Annotated in this window: 10 protein-coding genes; 9 read left to right on the forward strand and 1 reads right to left on the reverse strand. The window is 49.0% G+C overall.

Going from position 1 to position 17800, the window contains the following annotated elements; all coding sequences use genetic code 11:
• Window positions 1–194: 194 nt before the first annotated feature.
• A complete protein-coding gene (locus ABDW32_RS06795; RefSeq protein WP_343560701.1) occupies window positions 195–902 on the reverse strand; it encodes an NUDIX domain-containing protein in 708 nt (235 codons plus the stop codon).
• Window positions 903–1214: 312 nt separating this feature from the next.
• Between ABDW32_RS06795 and ABDW32_RS06800 the strand changes: the two genes are divergently transcribed.
• The 9 genes from ABDW32_RS06800 to ABDW32_RS06840 all read left to right on the forward strand — a co-directional run bounded on the left by ABDW32_RS06800 (window position 1215) and on the right by ABDW32_RS06840 (window position 17798).
• Entirely contained in the window at window positions 1215–2903 is a 1689-nt protein-coding gene (locus ABDW32_RS06800; RefSeq protein ID WP_343560703.1) for a ribulokinase, read from the forward strand.
• A 16-nt stretch (window positions 2904–2919) separates the two neighbouring features.
• Entirely contained in the window at window positions 2920–3612 is a 693-nt protein-coding gene (locus tag ABDW32_RS06805; RefSeq protein WP_343560705.1) for an L-ribulose-5-phosphate 4-epimerase, read from the forward strand.
• A 42-nt stretch (window positions 3613–3654) separates the two neighbouring features.
• A complete protein-coding gene (araA, locus tag ABDW32_RS06810) occupies window positions 3655–5157 on the forward strand; it encodes an L-arabinose isomerase (RefSeq protein ID WP_343560707.1) in 1503 nt (500 codons plus the stop codon).
• Window positions 5158–5230: 73 nt separating this feature from the next.
• The gene (locus ABDW32_RS06815) at window positions 5231–6931 is read left to right on the forward strand and encodes a sodium/solute symporter (RefSeq protein ID WP_343560709.1); all 1701 of its coding nucleotides are present in this window, start codon (window positions 5231–5233) and stop codon (window positions 6929–6931) included.
• Between the two features lie 101 nt (window positions 6932–7032).
• Window positions 7033–8181: an aldose epimerase family protein gene (locus tag ABDW32_RS06820; RefSeq protein WP_343560711.1), complete on the forward strand. Its 1149-nt coding sequence runs from the start codon at window positions 7033–7035 to the stop codon at window positions 8179–8181.
• Window positions 8182–8192: 11 nt separating this feature from the next.
• Window positions 8193–9734 (forward strand): alpha-L-arabinofuranosidase C-terminal domain-containing protein, encoded by a 1542-nt coding sequence (locus tag ABDW32_RS06825; RefSeq protein WP_343560713.1) that lies wholly within the window; start codon window positions 8193–8195, stop codon window positions 9732–9734.
• A 6-nt stretch (window positions 9735–9740) separates the two neighbouring features.
• A complete protein-coding gene (locus ABDW32_RS06830; protein WP_343560715.1) occupies window positions 9741–11723 on the forward strand; it encodes an alpha-L-arabinofuranosidase C-terminal domain-containing protein in 1983 nt (660 codons plus the stop codon).
• 43 nt (window positions 11724–11766) lie between these two features.
• Window positions 11767–13740: a glycoside hydrolase family 97 catalytic domain-containing protein gene (locus ABDW32_RS06835; RefSeq protein ID WP_343560717.1), complete on the forward strand. Its 1974-nt coding sequence runs from the start codon at window positions 11767–11769 to the stop codon at window positions 13738–13740.
• Window positions 13741–13778: 38 nt separating this feature from the next.
• Entirely contained in the window at window positions 13779–17798 is a 4020-nt protein-coding gene (locus ABDW32_RS06840; protein WP_343560720.1) for a two-component regulator propeller domain-containing protein, read from the forward strand.
• The last annotated feature ends 2 nt before the right edge of the window (window positions 17799–17800 follow it).

Raw genomic sequence — 17800 nt, forward strand, 5'->3', positions numbered from 1 at the left:
TATTTATAGTAAGGCCATATTAGCCATAAGGATATTGTTGTTGGGATTTTCAGACGACGGCTCGCCTCCAAGACACTGGAGATTAGGCGAAACGCGAATGACAGGATACTTTTGTTAGAACGAAAAGTTAAATTTTAACTGATTTACGAAGGTTCTAAACGCATCCTGACTGATCAGGATTTGTTTAGGATGATTCATGAGTTCTCGGGAAACCAGCTTGGCAAATAGCGCAAAAATGACATGATTTTTTCCTTGTAGATGGCGGTATTCAGCTTAAAATAAAAAGCGCCTTTTTTGGAATTTTCCTTGTCCTTTTCGTCCAGTTTGATAATGAGGTCTGAGGCGAGCAGTTTGCGGCTAAAATTGCGTTTATCGATTTCGATATTGTATACCCCCTCATACAGGGCCGAAATTTGGGGAATGGTAAACTTCTCCGGCAATAATTCAAATAGAATCGGATAGAGCGCTGCTTTCATCCGCAGGCGATGCTGGGCCGAAGCGATCATCTGATCGTGATCAAAGATCAGGGCGGGATAATCCTGTAGTGGAAACCATTTGGCTTCATATTCCTCGCTGAGGATATGGGTGTATTTTTGGGTATCTATCAGCGCAAAATAACAGATGCTGACAACCCGGCTATTGGGCTCACGTTTTGGATCACCAAAGACACTGCATTGCTCCATGTAAACATTTTCCAGTCCCGTCAGTTTTTTTAATACCCTGCTGGCGGCCAGTTCCGGACTTTCGTCGGCCTGAACAAATCCGCCCATCAAACTCCATTTGTTGCGCTCCGGCTCAAAATCGCGTTTGATCAGTAATACCTGCAGGGACTCGCCATTAAACCCAAAGATGATACAGTCTACTGCTAAAAGGATTGCGGAGTCTTCTTTATAATATTCCATTGTCTATTGTTTTGTCTCTCTTTTGACTTGATCTATTTTTTTGATACACCTAAACAGCTGATCAAATGCACAGTACAATGTGCACTGCCGCTTTTGAAAGCTGCAATTATCCCGTACCCATCAGCCTTGCATTTCTCTTGTTTCGATGGGATGAAGATAGTTCAATTTTTTAAATATGAAAATATTCTTTCATATTTAAAAAATTAAATGTTAATTTGACACTAATTATTTTTAAGCCAATTATCCAGCAGGACAAACAGCAAAAAATAAGCTTTAAATCGAATTATAGATTATAAACCAAATTCAGTTAACATGAGTAAATCATATGTCATCGGGGTGGACTACGGGAGCGATTCTGTCCGTTCAATCTTGGTTGATGCAAGTAGCGGGACGGAGATTTCATCTTCGGTATTTTATTACCCGCGTTGGAAAAGGGGGGAGTTTTGCGATGCCGCCCGCAGCCAGTTCAGACAGCACCCCTTGGATTATATCGAGGGCCTGGAGGCCACTGTAAAAGAGTGTTTACAAAAATCGGGAATAGAAAATATTGGCGGGCTGGTGAAAGCCATTTCGGTGGATACCACGGGCTCCACGCCGGTTGCGGTGAATGAAGCGGGGGTTCCGCTGGCCTTGCTGGAGGAATTCAGCACTAATCCCAATGCCATGTTCATCCTTTGGAAAGACCATACCGCGGTCGGGGAGGCCAAAGAAATCAATCGCTATAGTCAAAGCCATGCCGCTGATTACCTGAAATATGTCGGTGGCGTGTATTCTTCGGAGTGGTTCTGGGCCAAATTGCTCCATACCTTTCGGGTGGATGCCAGGGTGCGCGAGGCGACATTTAGCTGGGTCGAACACTGTGATTACATTCCTTTTTTGCTGACCGGTGGCAAAGAGGCCAGCGAAATCAAGCGTAGCGTCTGCGCGGCCGGACATAAGTCGCTTTGGGCGGCAGAGTTTGCTGGCTTGCCTCCCAATGAATTCTTCGCAGGCATTGATCCCTTGCTGGACGGCTTTGTCGATCGCCTGTTTTCAAAAACCTATACTTCGGATATGCCTGCGGGCAGGCTTTGCCCGGAATGGGCCGAACGTCTGGGTCTTTCTACCGAAGTTGTCGTCGGCGTAGGGGCATTTGATTGTCATATGGGTGCCGTGGGCGGACAGATTGAACCTTATTACCTGAGCAAGGTGATGGGCACATCGACCTGCGATATGCTGGTAGCCCCCAAAGAGGAGCTCGCGGATGTATTGGTCAGGGGGATCTGTGGGCAGGTAGACGGTTCCATTATCCCTGGAATGATCGGCATGGAAGCCGGACAGTCTGCTTTCGGTGATGCCTATGCCTGGTTCAAACAGCTGCTGTTATGGCCGGCCTATAACCTGCTGCCGGAACTGGAGGGCCTTAGCGACTCTATGCGTGAACATATGCTGACGGCATTGGAGGAGAAATTACTGTTGCGGTTAAGCGATAAGGCGAGCAAATTGCCGCTGACTGCGGATTCGGAACTGGCGGTGGACTGGTTCAATGGCCGTCGGACACCGGACGCGGATCAGTCGCTCAAAGCGGCAATCATGGGATTGCAGCTGGGTACGGATGCGCCGGCGGTCTTTCGGGCGATTGTCGAGGCGACCTGCTTTGGGGCCAAAGCTATCGTAGAACGCTTTGTGGATCAGGGCATCCCGATTAAAGGCTTGATCGGCCTCGGTGGCGTGGCCAAAAAATCGCCTTTTATTATGCAGATGATGGCCAATGTCATGAATATGCCGATTCGTATCCATAAAAGCGAGCAGACCTGTGCGCTGGGGGCTGCCATGTTTGCGGCCACGGCTGCAGGATTGTACGATCGGGTAGAAGATGCCATGCAAGCCATGGGGCAGGGCTTTGAATGTACCTATGAACCTCAGCAGGAATGGCTGTCCATCTATGCCGAACGTTACGAAAAGTACAAAGCCCTCGGGTCCTTTGTAGAAAATAGGCTGTCACAGCCCCTTACTGTTTAACCGCAAAAATTGACCTATGTATAATGCAATTAAAGAAGAGGCTTATCGCTGCAATATGCAGCTGCCGCAATTGGGACTGGTGCTTTTCACCTTTGGAAATGTGAGCGTTGTCGACCGCCAGCAGGGAGTTTTTGCGATTAAACCCAGTGGTGTGCCCTACGAAGAACTCGCGCCCGAAATGATGGTGGTGGTGGACTTTGAGGGTAGGGTGATCGAAGGTAACCTGAGGCCTTCCTCGGATACCAAAACGCATGCTGTGCTGTACAAACATTGGCCGGAGATCGGGGGCATTACGCATACGCATTCTACTTATGCCACGGCTTGGGCACAAAGCCAAAGGGATATCCCCATTTTCGGGACGACACATGCCGATCACTTAACATCGGATATTCCCTGTGCGCCGCCAATGGACGATACGATGATTGCCGGTAACTATGAACACGAAACGGGCTTTCAGATCATCAATCACTTTGATCAGCAGCAACTGGATTATAAAGAAGTGGAAATGATCCTGGTCGGCAATCATGCGCCCTTTGCCTGGGGCAAGGATGGAATGAAGTCTGTATACAACAGTGCCGTGCTGGAACAGGTGGCCAAAATGGCCTGGCTGACGGAGCAGATCAACCCGAATGCCGCACGCCTGAAACCGGCATTGATCAAAAAACATTATGAACGCAAGCATGGTACCAATGCCTACTATGGCCAATAAACTGCTGCTTTCCAAAATCTATAACGAAACTAATATTGAAAAATGAATATCAATCTAAAAGAACTTGAGGTCTGGTTTGTCGTTGGCAGCCAGGACTTATACGGTGAAGAAACATTGAAACAGGTGGCCGCACATGCGACGGAAATTGCCGCTTACCTAAATGCCCATGCCTTGATCCCGGTTACGGTAAAGTATAAACCGATCGTCAAAAATACAGATGAAATTTATACAACACTAACGGCTGCAAATAGCACCACAAATTGCATCGGTATCATCACCTGGATGCATACCTTTTCGCCGGCGAAAATGTGGATACGGGGATTAAAGGCTTTGCAAAAACCTTTGTTACATCTGCATACGCAGTATAATCGCGACATCCCTTGGAGCGGCATTGATATGGATTTTATGAATTTAAATCAGAGTGCCCACGGTGACCGCGAATTTGGGCATATCGTCAGCCGCCTCAAAATAGGCCGGAAGGTGGTGACGGGGCATTGGCAGGATACAGAGGTGCTCGAACGCATCAACGTCTGGTGCCGGGCGGCAGCGGGCTGGCACGATTGGCAGGGGGCCAAATTTGCGCGCTTTGGAGATAATATGCGCTACGTGGCCGTGACGGATGGCGATAAGGTGGAAGCGGAAACAAAATTTGGTTTTTCGGTAAACACGTATGCGGTTGGGGATCTCGTCGAGGTCATCAATGCCAGCACAAACGAAGAAATCAATGCGCTGTTGGCGGAGTATGAAGCCAGTTATGAACTGGCGGATAATGTGAAGGCAGGTGCCGAATTCCACAATAATCTGGTCGAGGCGGCGAAAATTGAGGTAGGCCTGCGCAAATTTTTGAAACAGGGTAACTTTAAGGGCTTTACGGATACCTTTGAAGATCTGCATGGCATGGTGCAGCTTCCAGGACTTGCCGTACAGCGCCTGATGGCCGAAGGGTATGGCTTTGCCGGTGAAGGGGACTGGAAGACGCCGGCCTTGGTCAGGGCCTGTAAGGTCATGGGCGCGGGCATGGCGGGCACAACCGCCTTTATGGAGGATTATACCTATCATTTTGATCCGCAGGATGCCATGGTATTGGGCTCGCATATGCTGGAGGTTGACCCGGCACTGGCGGTAGGAAAACCGCGTATTGAGGTTCACCCCTTGGGCATCGGCGGCAAAGCGGATCCCGCGCGCCTGGTCTTTAATGGGCAGTCTGGCGATGCCTTGAATGCTTCGCTGGTGGACATGGGGACGCACTTCCGTTTGATCGTCAATAAGGTGCTGGGTGTTGAGGTACAGGCCGAACTGCCCAAGCTTCCCGTGGCCCGCGTATTGTGGAAACCGCTTCCGGATATGAAGACGGGCTGCAGTGCCTGGATCCTCGCCGGCGGCGCTCACCATACGGCTTATAGCCTGTCCCTGACGCCTGAATACCTGCAGGATTTTGCCCGTATGGCGGGGATAGAGTATGTGCTGATTGACGAGGATACGACCGTGGGCAAACTCGAAGAGCAATTGAAATGGAATGAACTGTATTATTTACTTGGTAAATAATAGGTACAGCTGACCTTCGGATGCTATTCAGGAATTCGAAGGTCACTTGATAAAATAACCAATTAGGGAAAATATGGAAAAATTTGCAATGGTGGACTACGTGATCTTCGTGGTTTACTTCTTCATTGTGGCGGGATACGGCTATTATATTTATCGTCAAAAAACCAGCAGCTTAAGTAGCAGCAAGGATTATTTTTTGGCCGAAGGTTCATTGACCTGGTGGGCCATCGGCTCTTCATTGATCGCATCGAATATTTCGGCAGAACAGTTTATCGGCATGAGCGGTAATGGTTTTGAAGTGGGCATTGCGGTTGCGGCCTATGAACTGATTGCTGCGGTCGCCCTCATTATTGTCGCGGTATGGTTTATACCGGTTTACCTGAAAAACAAGATCTTCACGATGCCGCAGTTTCTGAATAATCGGTACAACGAGACGACGAGTTTGATCATGGCTATTTTCTGGCTGTTTTTATATGTGTTCGTCAACCTGACTTCGATTTTATACTTGGGCGCCATCGCCATTTCGAGCATGGCCGGCGGTGGGGATAGTTTCCATACCATCACGGTGGCTCTTGCCGTATTTGCGGTCATTATTACGCTCGGTGGAATGCGTGTGATCGGTTTTACGGATGTTATCCAGGTGGTTGTACTGATTGTCGGTGGGATCGCCACGACCTATGTGGCGCTGACTCTGGTGAGCGAGCATTTTGGACTGGGCAGGGATGTGCTTGCCGGATTTAACAAGCTCATGGAAGATGCGCCGGAGCATTTTAACTTATTCGTCGAGAAACCTGCCGCCGGGGCCAGCCAGGAGGAAATCAATAAATACCTGATGCTGCCGGGAATCGGCATGTACCTGGCGGGGATATGGATCGTCAACCTCAATTACTGGGGCTGCAACCAGTATATCACGCAGCGGGCATTGGGTGCCGACCTCAAGACGGCACGCACGGGGATCCTTTTCGCGGGTTTTCTCAAGCTATTTATGCCCATTATTGTGATGCTGCCGGGGATCGCGGCGTATGTCCTCTATAAAAATGGGGCCTTACAGCAGGAAATGGCTCCCGGGGGTGTATTCCATGCGGATAATGCCTATTCAGCGATCTTGGGTTACCTGCCCAATGGCATGAAAGGGCTCGCGCTGGCGGCACTTACTGCTGCAATTGTGGCGGGACTGGCTGGGAAAGCAAACAGCATCGCAACGATCTTTACGCTGGACATCTATCGGAAATACATCCATAAGGGGGCCAGCGAAACAAAGATGGTCTGGGTGGGCAAAATTACGATCGTGGTGTCGATTTTACTTTCGGTATTGTTTACCTGGAATGACAGCCTTGGGATCGGTGGGGCCGGTGGATTTACATTTATCCAAAAGTACACGGGTTTTATCAGTCCCGGTGTTTTTGCGATGTTTTTATTGGGCATGTTCTGGAAAAGAACAACCGGTGCGGCGGCAATCACAGGCCTGATTTCGGGTTTCGCGCTGTCGGTATTTTTTAATGAGTTCGCGACCAAGGTCTTTGGTCCGGAAACATGGCTTTATACGGCGTATCCGAATAAAGTGGGCGTTTACGAGATCCCTTTCCAGATCTGCATGGGCTTGGCATTTGCCTTTACCATGCTGGCCATGATCGGCGTCAGTCTATTCGGGCCAAAAATCAATCCAAAAGCATTTGTCCTGGACCGGGCCATGTTTAAAGTGGAGCCTTCCGTACTGGCGCTGATCGTGGTCACGCTATTAATGGTAACGGCAATTTATGTCCGCTTTTGGTAGGATAGCTCCTGCCGCTGAATAATAAATCAATTTGTGTAAACCTTCTCCCGGCTTAACCGGGAGAAAATCCATCGAAAGCTGGATTATAAACTTAAACAAAGATGAAAGATAAACTGATGATAAGCCTGCTGGCCTGCGCTTTATTGACCTACGGCTGCCAGTCCAATGCAACAAAAAACAGTCCGCAGCCGGCTGGGCAGGATACGGCCTCAAGTGCAGCTTTTGATAACCGGATTGATGGAAAGGACGTCCGTTTATTCCACCTGAAGAACAATAAACTTGCCCTGACGCTAACCAATTATGGTGCCCGGCTGGTGAGCCTGAGCGTTCCCGAAAAGAATGGAAAAATGACCGATGTAATTTTGGGTTACGATTCGGCTAAAGAATATAAGGACAATGCGGATAATTTTTACGGCGCAATAGTCGGACGTTATGGTAACCGGATCGGCAACGCTTCCTTTACACTGAACGGTAAATCCTATGCGCTGGAAAAAAACGATGGCGAGAATTCACTTCATGGCGGTACCAATGGGGTATACAACAAGGTTTGGGATCTGGTCAGCAATAGCGATACTTCAATTACCCTGGCCTATACCTCTCCGGATCAGGAGGCTGGATATCCGGGAACGGTCAAGATGCAGGTCACATATACACTGGAAGAAAATGGTGGTCTGGACATTGCCTATCAGGCCACGACGGACAAAGAGACTGTTTTAAACCTGACCAATCACGCTTATTTTAACCTCAATGGTGCGGGTGACCCTTCGATATTGGATCATGAGCTTCAGATCGATGCCAAAGCGATCACCGAAGTGGACAATACACTGATCCCGACAGGAAAAAGCCTGCCGGTGTCGGGTACGGCATTTGATTTTACAGCACCACGGCTCGTGGGTGCGCATATTGAAGATGAAGACCCACAGTTGAAGATCGGAAAGGGCTATGACCATAATTTTGAACTCGACAAGAAACCTGGTTTTCAGAAAGTCGCCCGTGTATATGCGCCTAAAACGGGGATCCAGATGGAGGTCTTTACGACCGAACCTGGTCTCCAGTTCTACAGCGGCAATTTTATGACTGCGAATGATCCGAAGGGGAAAGGCGGAAAAAGCTATCCTTTCCGCTCGGCGTTCTGCCTCGAAACGCAGCATTTTCCGGATGCGCCCAACAAGCCCAATTTCGCATCTACGGTATTGAAACCGGGTGAAAAATATAGTTCGAAAACAACATATCGCTTTACGGTAAAATAATACGCTTTATCATGAAACTTAATTTAAAACTTGGAATTGCTTGTATGCTGATCTCAACCGTAAGTCTGGGACAGAGCAGCATAAAGCTGGAACCTTCGGCACAGGATATCACGATCAGCAAACATATTTACGGCCATTTTGCCGAACACCTGGGCCGCTGTATTTACGATGGATTTTATGTGGGGGAAAAGAACGATTCGATTCCGCATGCCAATGGCGTACGCACGGATGTGATCGAAGCGCTCAGGAACCTGAATATCCCCAACCTGCGCTGGCCGGGTGGCTGCTTTGCGGATACGTACCATTGGAAGGATGGCATCGGTCCCAAGGCGCAACGTCCCAGCATGGTGAACAATTGGTGGGGTGGCGTGACTGAAGATAATTCATTTGGCACACATGATTTTCTGAATATGTGCGAACTGCTGGGCGCTGAGCCCTATCTGGCCGGAAATGTGGGCAGCGGTGAGGTGCAGGAGCTGGCCGACTGGGTGCAATATGTAAATTTTGCCGGCAAAAGTCCGATGTCGGACCTGAGGCGCAAGAATGGGCGCCAGGAGCCCTGGAAGGTAAAATTCTGGGGCGTCGGAAACGAATCCTGGGGCTGCGGCGGCAATATGACCGTAGATTACTATACGGATATCTACCGCAAGTATGCCACCTTTATGTCGGACTGGACCAATGGCGCTGGTTTGTACCGGATTGCTTCGGGGGCCAACAGTGCGGATTATAACTGGACGGAGACGCTGCTCAAAAATATTCCCGGCAGCCTGATGAAGGGAATGGGCCTGCATCATTATGCGGTAATCAATTGGGACAAAAAAGGCTCGGCAACGGATTTTTCGGAATCGGAGTATTTTAAAACGATGAAGTCGGCCTGGTTTATGAATGAACTGGTGGAAAAGAATATCGCGATCATGGACAAATATGACCCCAAAGGAAATATTGATCTGATCGTGGATGAATGGGGCGGCTGGTATGATGTGGAGCCGGGCACAAACCCGGGCTTTCTCTACCAACAAAATACCATGCGTGATGCCATGATTGCGGGAATGACGCTGAATATCTTCAACAATAATGCCCGCCGTGTCAAAATGGCGAATCTGGCACAGGCGATCAACGTGCTGCAGGCCGTGATCCTGACATCGGGTAAAAGCATGATCCTGACGCCGACCTATCATGTCATGGAGATGTATAAGGTGCATCAGGATGCGAAACTGATCCCGATTACGCTGCAGTCGGCAGATTTTGAATTCAACGGCGAAAAACTTCCGGCGGTATCGGCTTCGGCTTCGCAGGACGCAAAGGGACGCACCCATATTTCCCTCGTGAATATTGACCCTAAAAAAACAAACCGTATTCGTGTGGACCTGGGCGGACTGAAAGCGTCGAATGTCGCCGGAAGAATTCTGCGGGCGGACAAGTTGCAGGATTACAACTCGTTTAAAATGCCGAAGAAAATCGTGCCTGTAGCCTACAACAAGGCGAAGGTTCAAAATGGTTTTTTGGATATCGAGGTCCCGGCATTTTCAGTCATTGTATTGGAACTTAATTAAATGGCGATGGAGCAATCTGGATGGATGAAAAAAAAGATGGCGATGTTTCTGCTGGCAACGGGACTGGCAGCGTCGGCAGCAGCACAGCTGCCGGTTGAATTGACTGTACAGCTGGATAAACCCAAAGGGAAGATATCACCGCATATGTGGGGCGTGTTTTTTGAAGATATCAACCTGGGAGCGGATGGTGGGATCTATGCCGAACTGGTCAAAAATAGATCCTTTGAATTTGACAACCCCTGGATGGGCTGGAAAAAACTGGAACATACCTCGGGCGAAGGAGCTTACCTCTTGCTCAATGATGCGCAGCGCAAAGGCAATAAACGCTATGTGCGGTTAACGAATAGCGTGGACAGTAAGCTGGGTTTACAGAATGAGGGCTTTCGGGGCATGGGCATCAAAGCGGATGGGACCTATGAATTTAGCCTGCAGCACCGGAGTAATGCGCCGGGCATGCAGGTCCATGTGGCCTTGCTGGATGAAGGGGAGCGCGTGATCGCTGAAGCAGAAAAAGCCTTGCCGGCCACAGCTACCTGGACAGAGACTTCACTGCGCTTACAGGCGAGGGCCACAACGGGCAAGGCAAAGCTAAAGGTATGGTTTACAGGCGCAGGGATACTGGATGTGGACATGTTATCGCTATTTCCGCTGGATACCTGGAAAGGAAGGCCGAAAGGACTGCGTAAAGATATGGTGCAGATGCTGGCAGATATGAAGCCTGGTTTTATCCGCTTCCCGGGTGGCTGTATTGTCGAAGGCCGGGATCTGGCCAACAGGTTTCAATGGAAAAAAACCGTGGGCCCGATCGACGAACGCGAACTGATCATCAACCGCTGGAACACGGAATTTAGCCACCGCCTGACGCCGGATTATTTCCAAACTTTTGGACTTGGATTTTATGAGTATTTCTTGTTGGCGGAAGATATTGGTGCGGCCCCAGTTCCAATTCTCAATTGTGGCATGGCCTGCCAGTTCAACAGCGGGGAACTGGTGCCGATGGATCAGCTGGATGACTATGTGCAGGATGCCTTGGACCTGATTGAATTTGCGAATGGACCGGTAAGCACCAAATGGGGTAAACTGCGTGCGGATATGGGGCATCCAGCGCCCTTCAACCTCAAGATGATCGGTGTGGGCAACGAAAACTGGGGACCGCAATATATTGAGCGTTTGGCGGTATTCAAAAAAGCTCTGGCTGAAAAACACCCTGAAATCGCCATTATCGCCAGTTCGGGAACGGATCCCGAAGGGGAGCGTTTTGAATTTCTGGACGAGAGGCTGCGGCCAATGCATATAGACATCATCGATGAGCATTATTACCGGCCACCTTCCTGGTTCCTGTCCAGCGCCAGCCGCTACGACAATTATGATCGCAAAGGGCCAAAGATTTTCGCGGGTGAATACGCTTCGCATACCACCAGGCCTAATGGCCCTGGAAAAAGCACCTGGGAGGCGGCGCTTTCCGAAGCGGCTTTTATGACCGGGCTCGAGCGCAACGCTGATGTGGTCGAGATGGCCTCTTATGCGCCCTTATTTGGGCATGTGGATGGCTGGCAATGGTCGCCGGATCTGATCTGGGTGGATAATCTCCGCGTGTATGGAACGCCTAGCTATCAGGTGCAGAAATTATACTCCACACACAAAGGCTCGGATATTATTCCGGTCGATAGGGCGGGGCAGCCGGTTGCCGGAAGGGATAGTCTGTATGCTTCGGCGGTATACGATCAGCAGACAAAGGAATTGCTGATCAAAATCGTCAATTACAACAGCAAGCCGATGCCGATGCGTTTCGCCATCGCGACCGACAGGAAATTTGCGCCTATCGCCCAGAAAATCACGCTGGCGGGCAAAGACCTGAATGCCAGCAACAGCATTGAAGAACCGCTGAATATACAGCCAAAGCAGACGGATATCCGGTTGAAAGGCAAGACACTGACAGACAGCCTGGCGCCCTATTCCTTTACGCTGATTAAACTGCAAACGAAATAGTGCTTAGCGAAGGCCCTTTTAATGAAATGGATGAATGATGTGTATGAAACATAAGATGTATTTATTGACCCTAAAAAAACGGATCGCCCTGGGCGCGTTCTTCATGCTGCTGTTTTCAGGCTTGCATGCACAGGAACTCCGTGTAGCCGGACCGGACGGGAAACTGGTGGTAAACTTATCGTTGGACAAGGGCAGGCTTTATTATCGCGTGAACCTGGCTGGACAGGAAATGTTGGAACTGTCGCCTTTGGGCTTGCGGGGCGACAAGGTGGATCTTGCCCGTAATCTGCATTTGGTTGCCTCGGACAGCCGGACAATCGACCAAAAATATGAGGAACCTAAAATCAAACGCCGGCTGGTACATTATCAGGCAAATGAACTGCAGTGTACCTTGGAGAATGACTTAAAACAGCAGCTTGTCGTGATCTTTAGGGTCAGCAATAATGACATTGCTTTTCGCTATGCTATTCCGCAGGTCGGCGAACCGGCAAATTTTCGGGTCGAGGAGGAAATGAGTGGCTTTAAATTTCCGGCCTCAACCAGCACTTTTCTAACTCCGCAGGCTACAGCTATGATCGGATGGAAGAAAACAAAACCCAGTTATGAAGAAGGCTATGTACCGGATCAGGCGATGGGCGTAGCTACGCAATACGGTGTGGGTTACACTTTTCCGGCGCTGTTTCATGTCGGCACCCGGGGCTGGGTGCTGCTTTCGGAAACGGGAGTGAATGGAAGCTACTGCGGGGCTAAGCTCAGCGAGGGCACAAAGTCGGGTTTCTACCAAATTGCATTTCCTGAAAAAGGCGAAAACAACGGCATGGGCGATGCAGCTCCAACGCTGGCGCTACCGGGCTTTACGCCATGGCGCACGATCACGGTGGGCAGTACGTTAAAGCCTATTGTGGAAACCACCGTTCCCTTCGATCTGGTCGAACCGCAGTACGCCGCAAGTAAGCCCTATACCTTTGGTCGCGCTACCTGGAGCTGGCTGGAGTGGCAGGACGCCAGTATCAATTTCGAAGATCAACAGAAATTTATTGACCTATCTGCTGCCTTGGGTTACGAATTTGTCCTGGTGGACAACTGGTGGGACAAGCAGATCGGGCACCGTAAAATCGAGGAGCTCGTGGCCTATGGCCGCGAGAAAGGGGTGGGGCTCTGCCTTTGGTACAACTCCAACGGCTACTGGAATGACGCACCACAGACGCCTAAAAACCGGATGAATACGGCCATCGCCCGTAAAAAGGAAATGGCCTGGATGCAGTCCATTGGAATCAAAGGCATCAAAGTGGATTTTTTTGGCGGTGACAAACAGCAAACATTGCAGCTGTACGAAGATATTCTTGCGGATGCAAATGATTTTGGACTGACCGTGATCTTCCATGGATGTACCTTGCCCCGTGGCTGGGAACGCATGTATCCCAACTTCGTGGGAAGTGAAGCGGTATTGGCCTCCGAGAACCTGATTTTTACACAGGAGGCCAACAATAACGAAGCCTTCAATGCCACATTGCATCCCTTTATACGGAATGCTGTCGGCGCCATGGATTTTGGTCCTGTGCTGCTCAACAAACGGCATAACCGTGAAAATAATGGGGGCACGGTCCGTAAGACAACGGAAACATTTCAGCTGGCAACGGCGGTATTGTTCCAGACTCCCGTACAGAATTTTGGGATCACACCCAACAATCTACTGGAGATGCCCGCGCATGTCATCGACTTCATGAAGCAGGTGCCGACCGTTTGGGACGAGACCTTGTTTGTGGATGGTTATCCCGGCAAGTATGTGGTGCTGGCGCGACGCAAAAATGAGCAATGGTATATCGCTGCAATAAATGCCGAAGGAAAGGAAAAAACAATTGAGGTGGCGCTGCCAATGCTTTCTCAGAACCTTGTGCAATGCATCAGCGACAACAAGTCACGCGGGTCGGAGCAGAAAACGATCCGCCTCAGCCGCGAGAAAACTCTCAGATTGACCTTACAGTCGGGTGCTGGGCTTGTATTGTACGGAAAATAGTTTTTTATTTCTCTTTTTTTGCTTTTTTTTGTCGTCCCATGAAGAAATTGTTGCTAGTTCTCATCTTAATAGGGCAATGCCTCACCGTAGCTGGACAGGTGGATCGGGCTCGTTTTTTTTCGTTGCGCGAAGGCCTCACAAATCAGCAGGTGCTGGATATTGTACATGACGACGAGGGCTTCATGTGGGTTGCGACAGAACTAGGATTAAACCGCTTTGCAGGTAAGTCATTTAAGCCTTATTATGCGTCTAAAAAGAAAGATGGGCACACCGTCAATAGCAACGAGATCAATACGCTGCTGCATGATGATAAAAAGCTGTATATCGGCACACGCGCGGATGGCCTGAATGTCCTTGATTTAAAGACAAATAAATTCAGCTATTATGTGCATGATCCGGCTGATCCAAAATCCATTGCAACAAATGATATTACGGATATGATCCGTGCCCGGGATGGTGGCTTATGGCTGGCGACTTATCATCAGGGGATCCAGCATTTTGATCCGGTCACAAAAGAATTTCAGCACTTCAATAAAAGCAATTTACCGGGTTTCCCGGAAAACAGTATATGGTCTTTGGCCGAAGACGGGAAAGGAATGCTCTATGTGGGCCATGTCAAAGAAGGGTTGACGATCCTGGATCCGGTACGCCGATCTTTAAAACAGTTGACTTACCAAAATTCCGGAGCTGAATTGCCTGACAACGAGGTCAAAGTTTTGTTTTGTGATCCCTATGGGAATATCTGGATCGGCACCCGGAAAGGGCTTGCCGTCTACCATAGCCCAACTGGTCAGCTAAAGCATATCTCTTTGGCTAGCTCGTCTAAAAATGGAAATGAACCCTTTATTTATGCCATTAAAGAAATTGGGGGTAAACTTTGGATAGGCGCAGAATCATCCCAGTTTTTTGTCTTACAGCCGGATTATGGATATGACAAAAGGGTCGAAGGAGTCCGGCAAATACAGCTTCTTGACCTGGGGAAGGGAAATAATGCCATGATTCAGCATATCACACCCGACAAATTTGGGAATGTCTGGCTCGCAGTATATGGCGGTGGTGTGGGGGTGATCAGCCATATCAAGCCTTTTTTTAACGTTTTTCCGACAGGAGCTGTATTGCCGGATCAGCTGGCAACCGTGAGTAATATTATCGTTCGGAATACCGACGCCGTCTGGCTGACGACCGAAGGCTCTGGAATCGTAGAAATGGGTACAAATGGCAGGTTACGCAAATGGATAACACAAAAGAACGGTAGTCCCGATGATTTTATATTGGCTTCATTCAAGGATCATAACCAGCATGTCTGGTTAGGTTTACGCAAAGGTGGTGTTGCAGTCTGCTATGCCGGATCCACCACATGGCATACGATAGATCTGGGTGAACCCGTATCGGAGGTTCGCGCGATCTATGAAGATCGCCGTGGTGCCATCTGGATTGCTGCATACCAAGGCCTGTTTATCTATGACCCGCTCAATCGTAGCGTACAGAAATTACTGATCAACGATCCGATGCTGGGCGACTATGCACCTCGAGCGCTTGTCGAGGACGGGCAGGATAATATCTGGGTGGGAACCTATGGGCAGGGGCTCTATGTGTATAATGTTAATCGACAGCTGATCCGGAAAATGGATAGCGGCAATGGATTGCGCAATAATACCATCAATCATTTGCTACGCGATAAAAATAAGAATATCTGGATTGCGACTAATCAGGGAATAGCTTTGCAGGAAGCGCAACGCAGAATTGGTGAATTAACAGTGTTAATGCCTCCGGGAGATGACGCCTGGCTGTTTGTCAATGGCCTTTCGGAAGATCAAAATGGGCATATCTGGTGTTCGACCAAGTCGGGAATGCTACGCTTTTTACCGAAAGAAAAACGTTTTTTGCAATACGATCAGTCGTTCGGCCTGCCACTGGGCGGTTTTATAAACGGAAGTGTGGGGCGGGATCTGGCAGGACAGCTCTATTTTGGAATGCAGGACGGCATATGTTATTTTGACCCGAATGAAATCCCCTCAAAACTGCCCAAATCTCCGATCCGGTTAAGCCGCTTTATTGTATTCCGTTCCGGTGAATCGAATGCTCAGGAAGACAAATACCTTACATCATCCGATGAGATCAGGCTTGATCACAACGAGAATAGCTTTCGTATCGAGCTTGCGGTCATGGATTATGCGCTGGATGGATTGGTCGAGTTTGGATACCGGCTTCAGGGACTGAATAACGACTGGATTTTTCTGGGCAACGAAACGAATCTTGATTTTCGCAATGTTCCCTATGGCGATCATGAACTGTTGATTCGCACACGCATGAAAAATGGGGAATGGTCCCAGTCTTATCAACGTTTACTGATTAAGATCAAACCGCCTTTTTATCTGAGCCTACCCGCGAAAATCACTTATTTTCTGATCTTTTTGCTGGTCATTTATGCCCTAATTTTCTTTTACATCAAAAGAATAAAGGCCGAGTCCGAACTGCGGCTCAAAGAACGCCAGCACCTGCAGGATGAACAGTTGCATAGCGAGCGCATGAATTTCTATACGCACATCACACATGAACTGCGCACGCCTTTAACACTCATATTGGGGCCGCTCGACGATTTGTCCCACGATGAGCAATTGTCTCCCAGAAACAAAGGATTGGTTCATACGGTTCAGAAAAGTGCCAATCGGCTTTTTACATTGGTCAACCAGCTTCTGGAGTTCAGGAAGGTCGAATCGCAGTTTAAACCGCTTGTACTTGAAGCGGGGACCTTGAGTGACATGCTTAGCGATATCGTGGATAAGTATCGGACCCTAAATAACAAACCAGATGTTGAGATATGCGCGGATTTGCCCCAAACGGATTATCGTACCTTATTTGATGCTGAGATTATACAGTTAATTGTAGATAATTTGTTTTCCAACGCCTATAAATATACGGATTCGGGGCATATCAGGCTGATCCTTACGTACGAACAGTCAAATTTAAGCCATTGGGCAGTATTATCCATCGAAGACACGGGACGCGGGATCCCTGCAGATCAAATGGATCGGATTTTCGATAAGTTCTATCAGATTCCGGGCCGGGGAATCCAGGGAACGGGCATAGGCCTGGCCCTGGTCAAGGAATTGACGGCCATCCATCAGGGCAAGATCGAGATGAAAAGCGTGGAAGGAGCGGGAACGACGGTATCCGTGCGCTTTTTAGCAAACAAAGTCGGTGTCGATAGCCCGAACATAGTGGAATCGATCGCGGAATCTGATGATATCGCGATGGACGTCAGCCGTCCATTGATCCTTTTGGTGGAAGATGATCCGGATTTACGCGCCTATCTGGGCGATACCTTATCCACAAATTACGAAGTTTTGCTGGCCGAAAATGGCGTGGTTGGATTGGAAATTGCACAAAATAGGATCCCCGACCTGCTGATAAGCGACATTATGATGCCCGATATGGATGGTTTTCTGCTGGCCGAAAAATTAAAGGCTGAGCGTTCGACAAGCCATATCCCATTAATCCTGTTGACGGCCAGGGATACGGAGCTGGACAGGCAGCGGGGCTATGAGCTCGGAGTCGATTCGTATCTCACAAAACCGATCGGCGCAGCCTTATTGCTCAAACGTATTGATAACCTGTTGCGCAAACAGAAAGCCATGAATAAGGCGATTTTGCAGAAAATCAACTTGGATCAGCCAACGGATTTTGTAGAAAACAGGCAAGCCGAAAAAGATGAGTTGTGGCGTGAAAATGCATTTGTTCAGGATTTTGTGGCAATCGTCGAACAGCATATGCAGGACGAGGTATTGGATGCTGCTACCCTGGCAGAAAAGATGAATATGAGCCAATCCACCTTATATCGCAAACTGAAAGGGATCACCGGAAAGAACATCAATCAGCTTGTGCGTAAAATACGGATACACAAAGCCGCTGAGCTGTTGCGTTCGGGAACATACAACGTGACCGAAGTTTCTTTTATGGTCGGAATCAATAGCGCGATTTACTTTCGGCAATGCTTTAAGGAAGAGTTTGGACAGCTGCCTTCGGAATATCAAAAGTCCGGAGCGAAGGGATGTTAATC

Origin of the sequence: Sphingobacterium sp., assembly GCF_039596235.1 — a bacterium.
Taxonomy (GTDB): domain Bacteria; phylum Bacteroidota; class Bacteroidia; order Sphingobacteriales; family Sphingobacteriaceae; genus Sphingobacterium.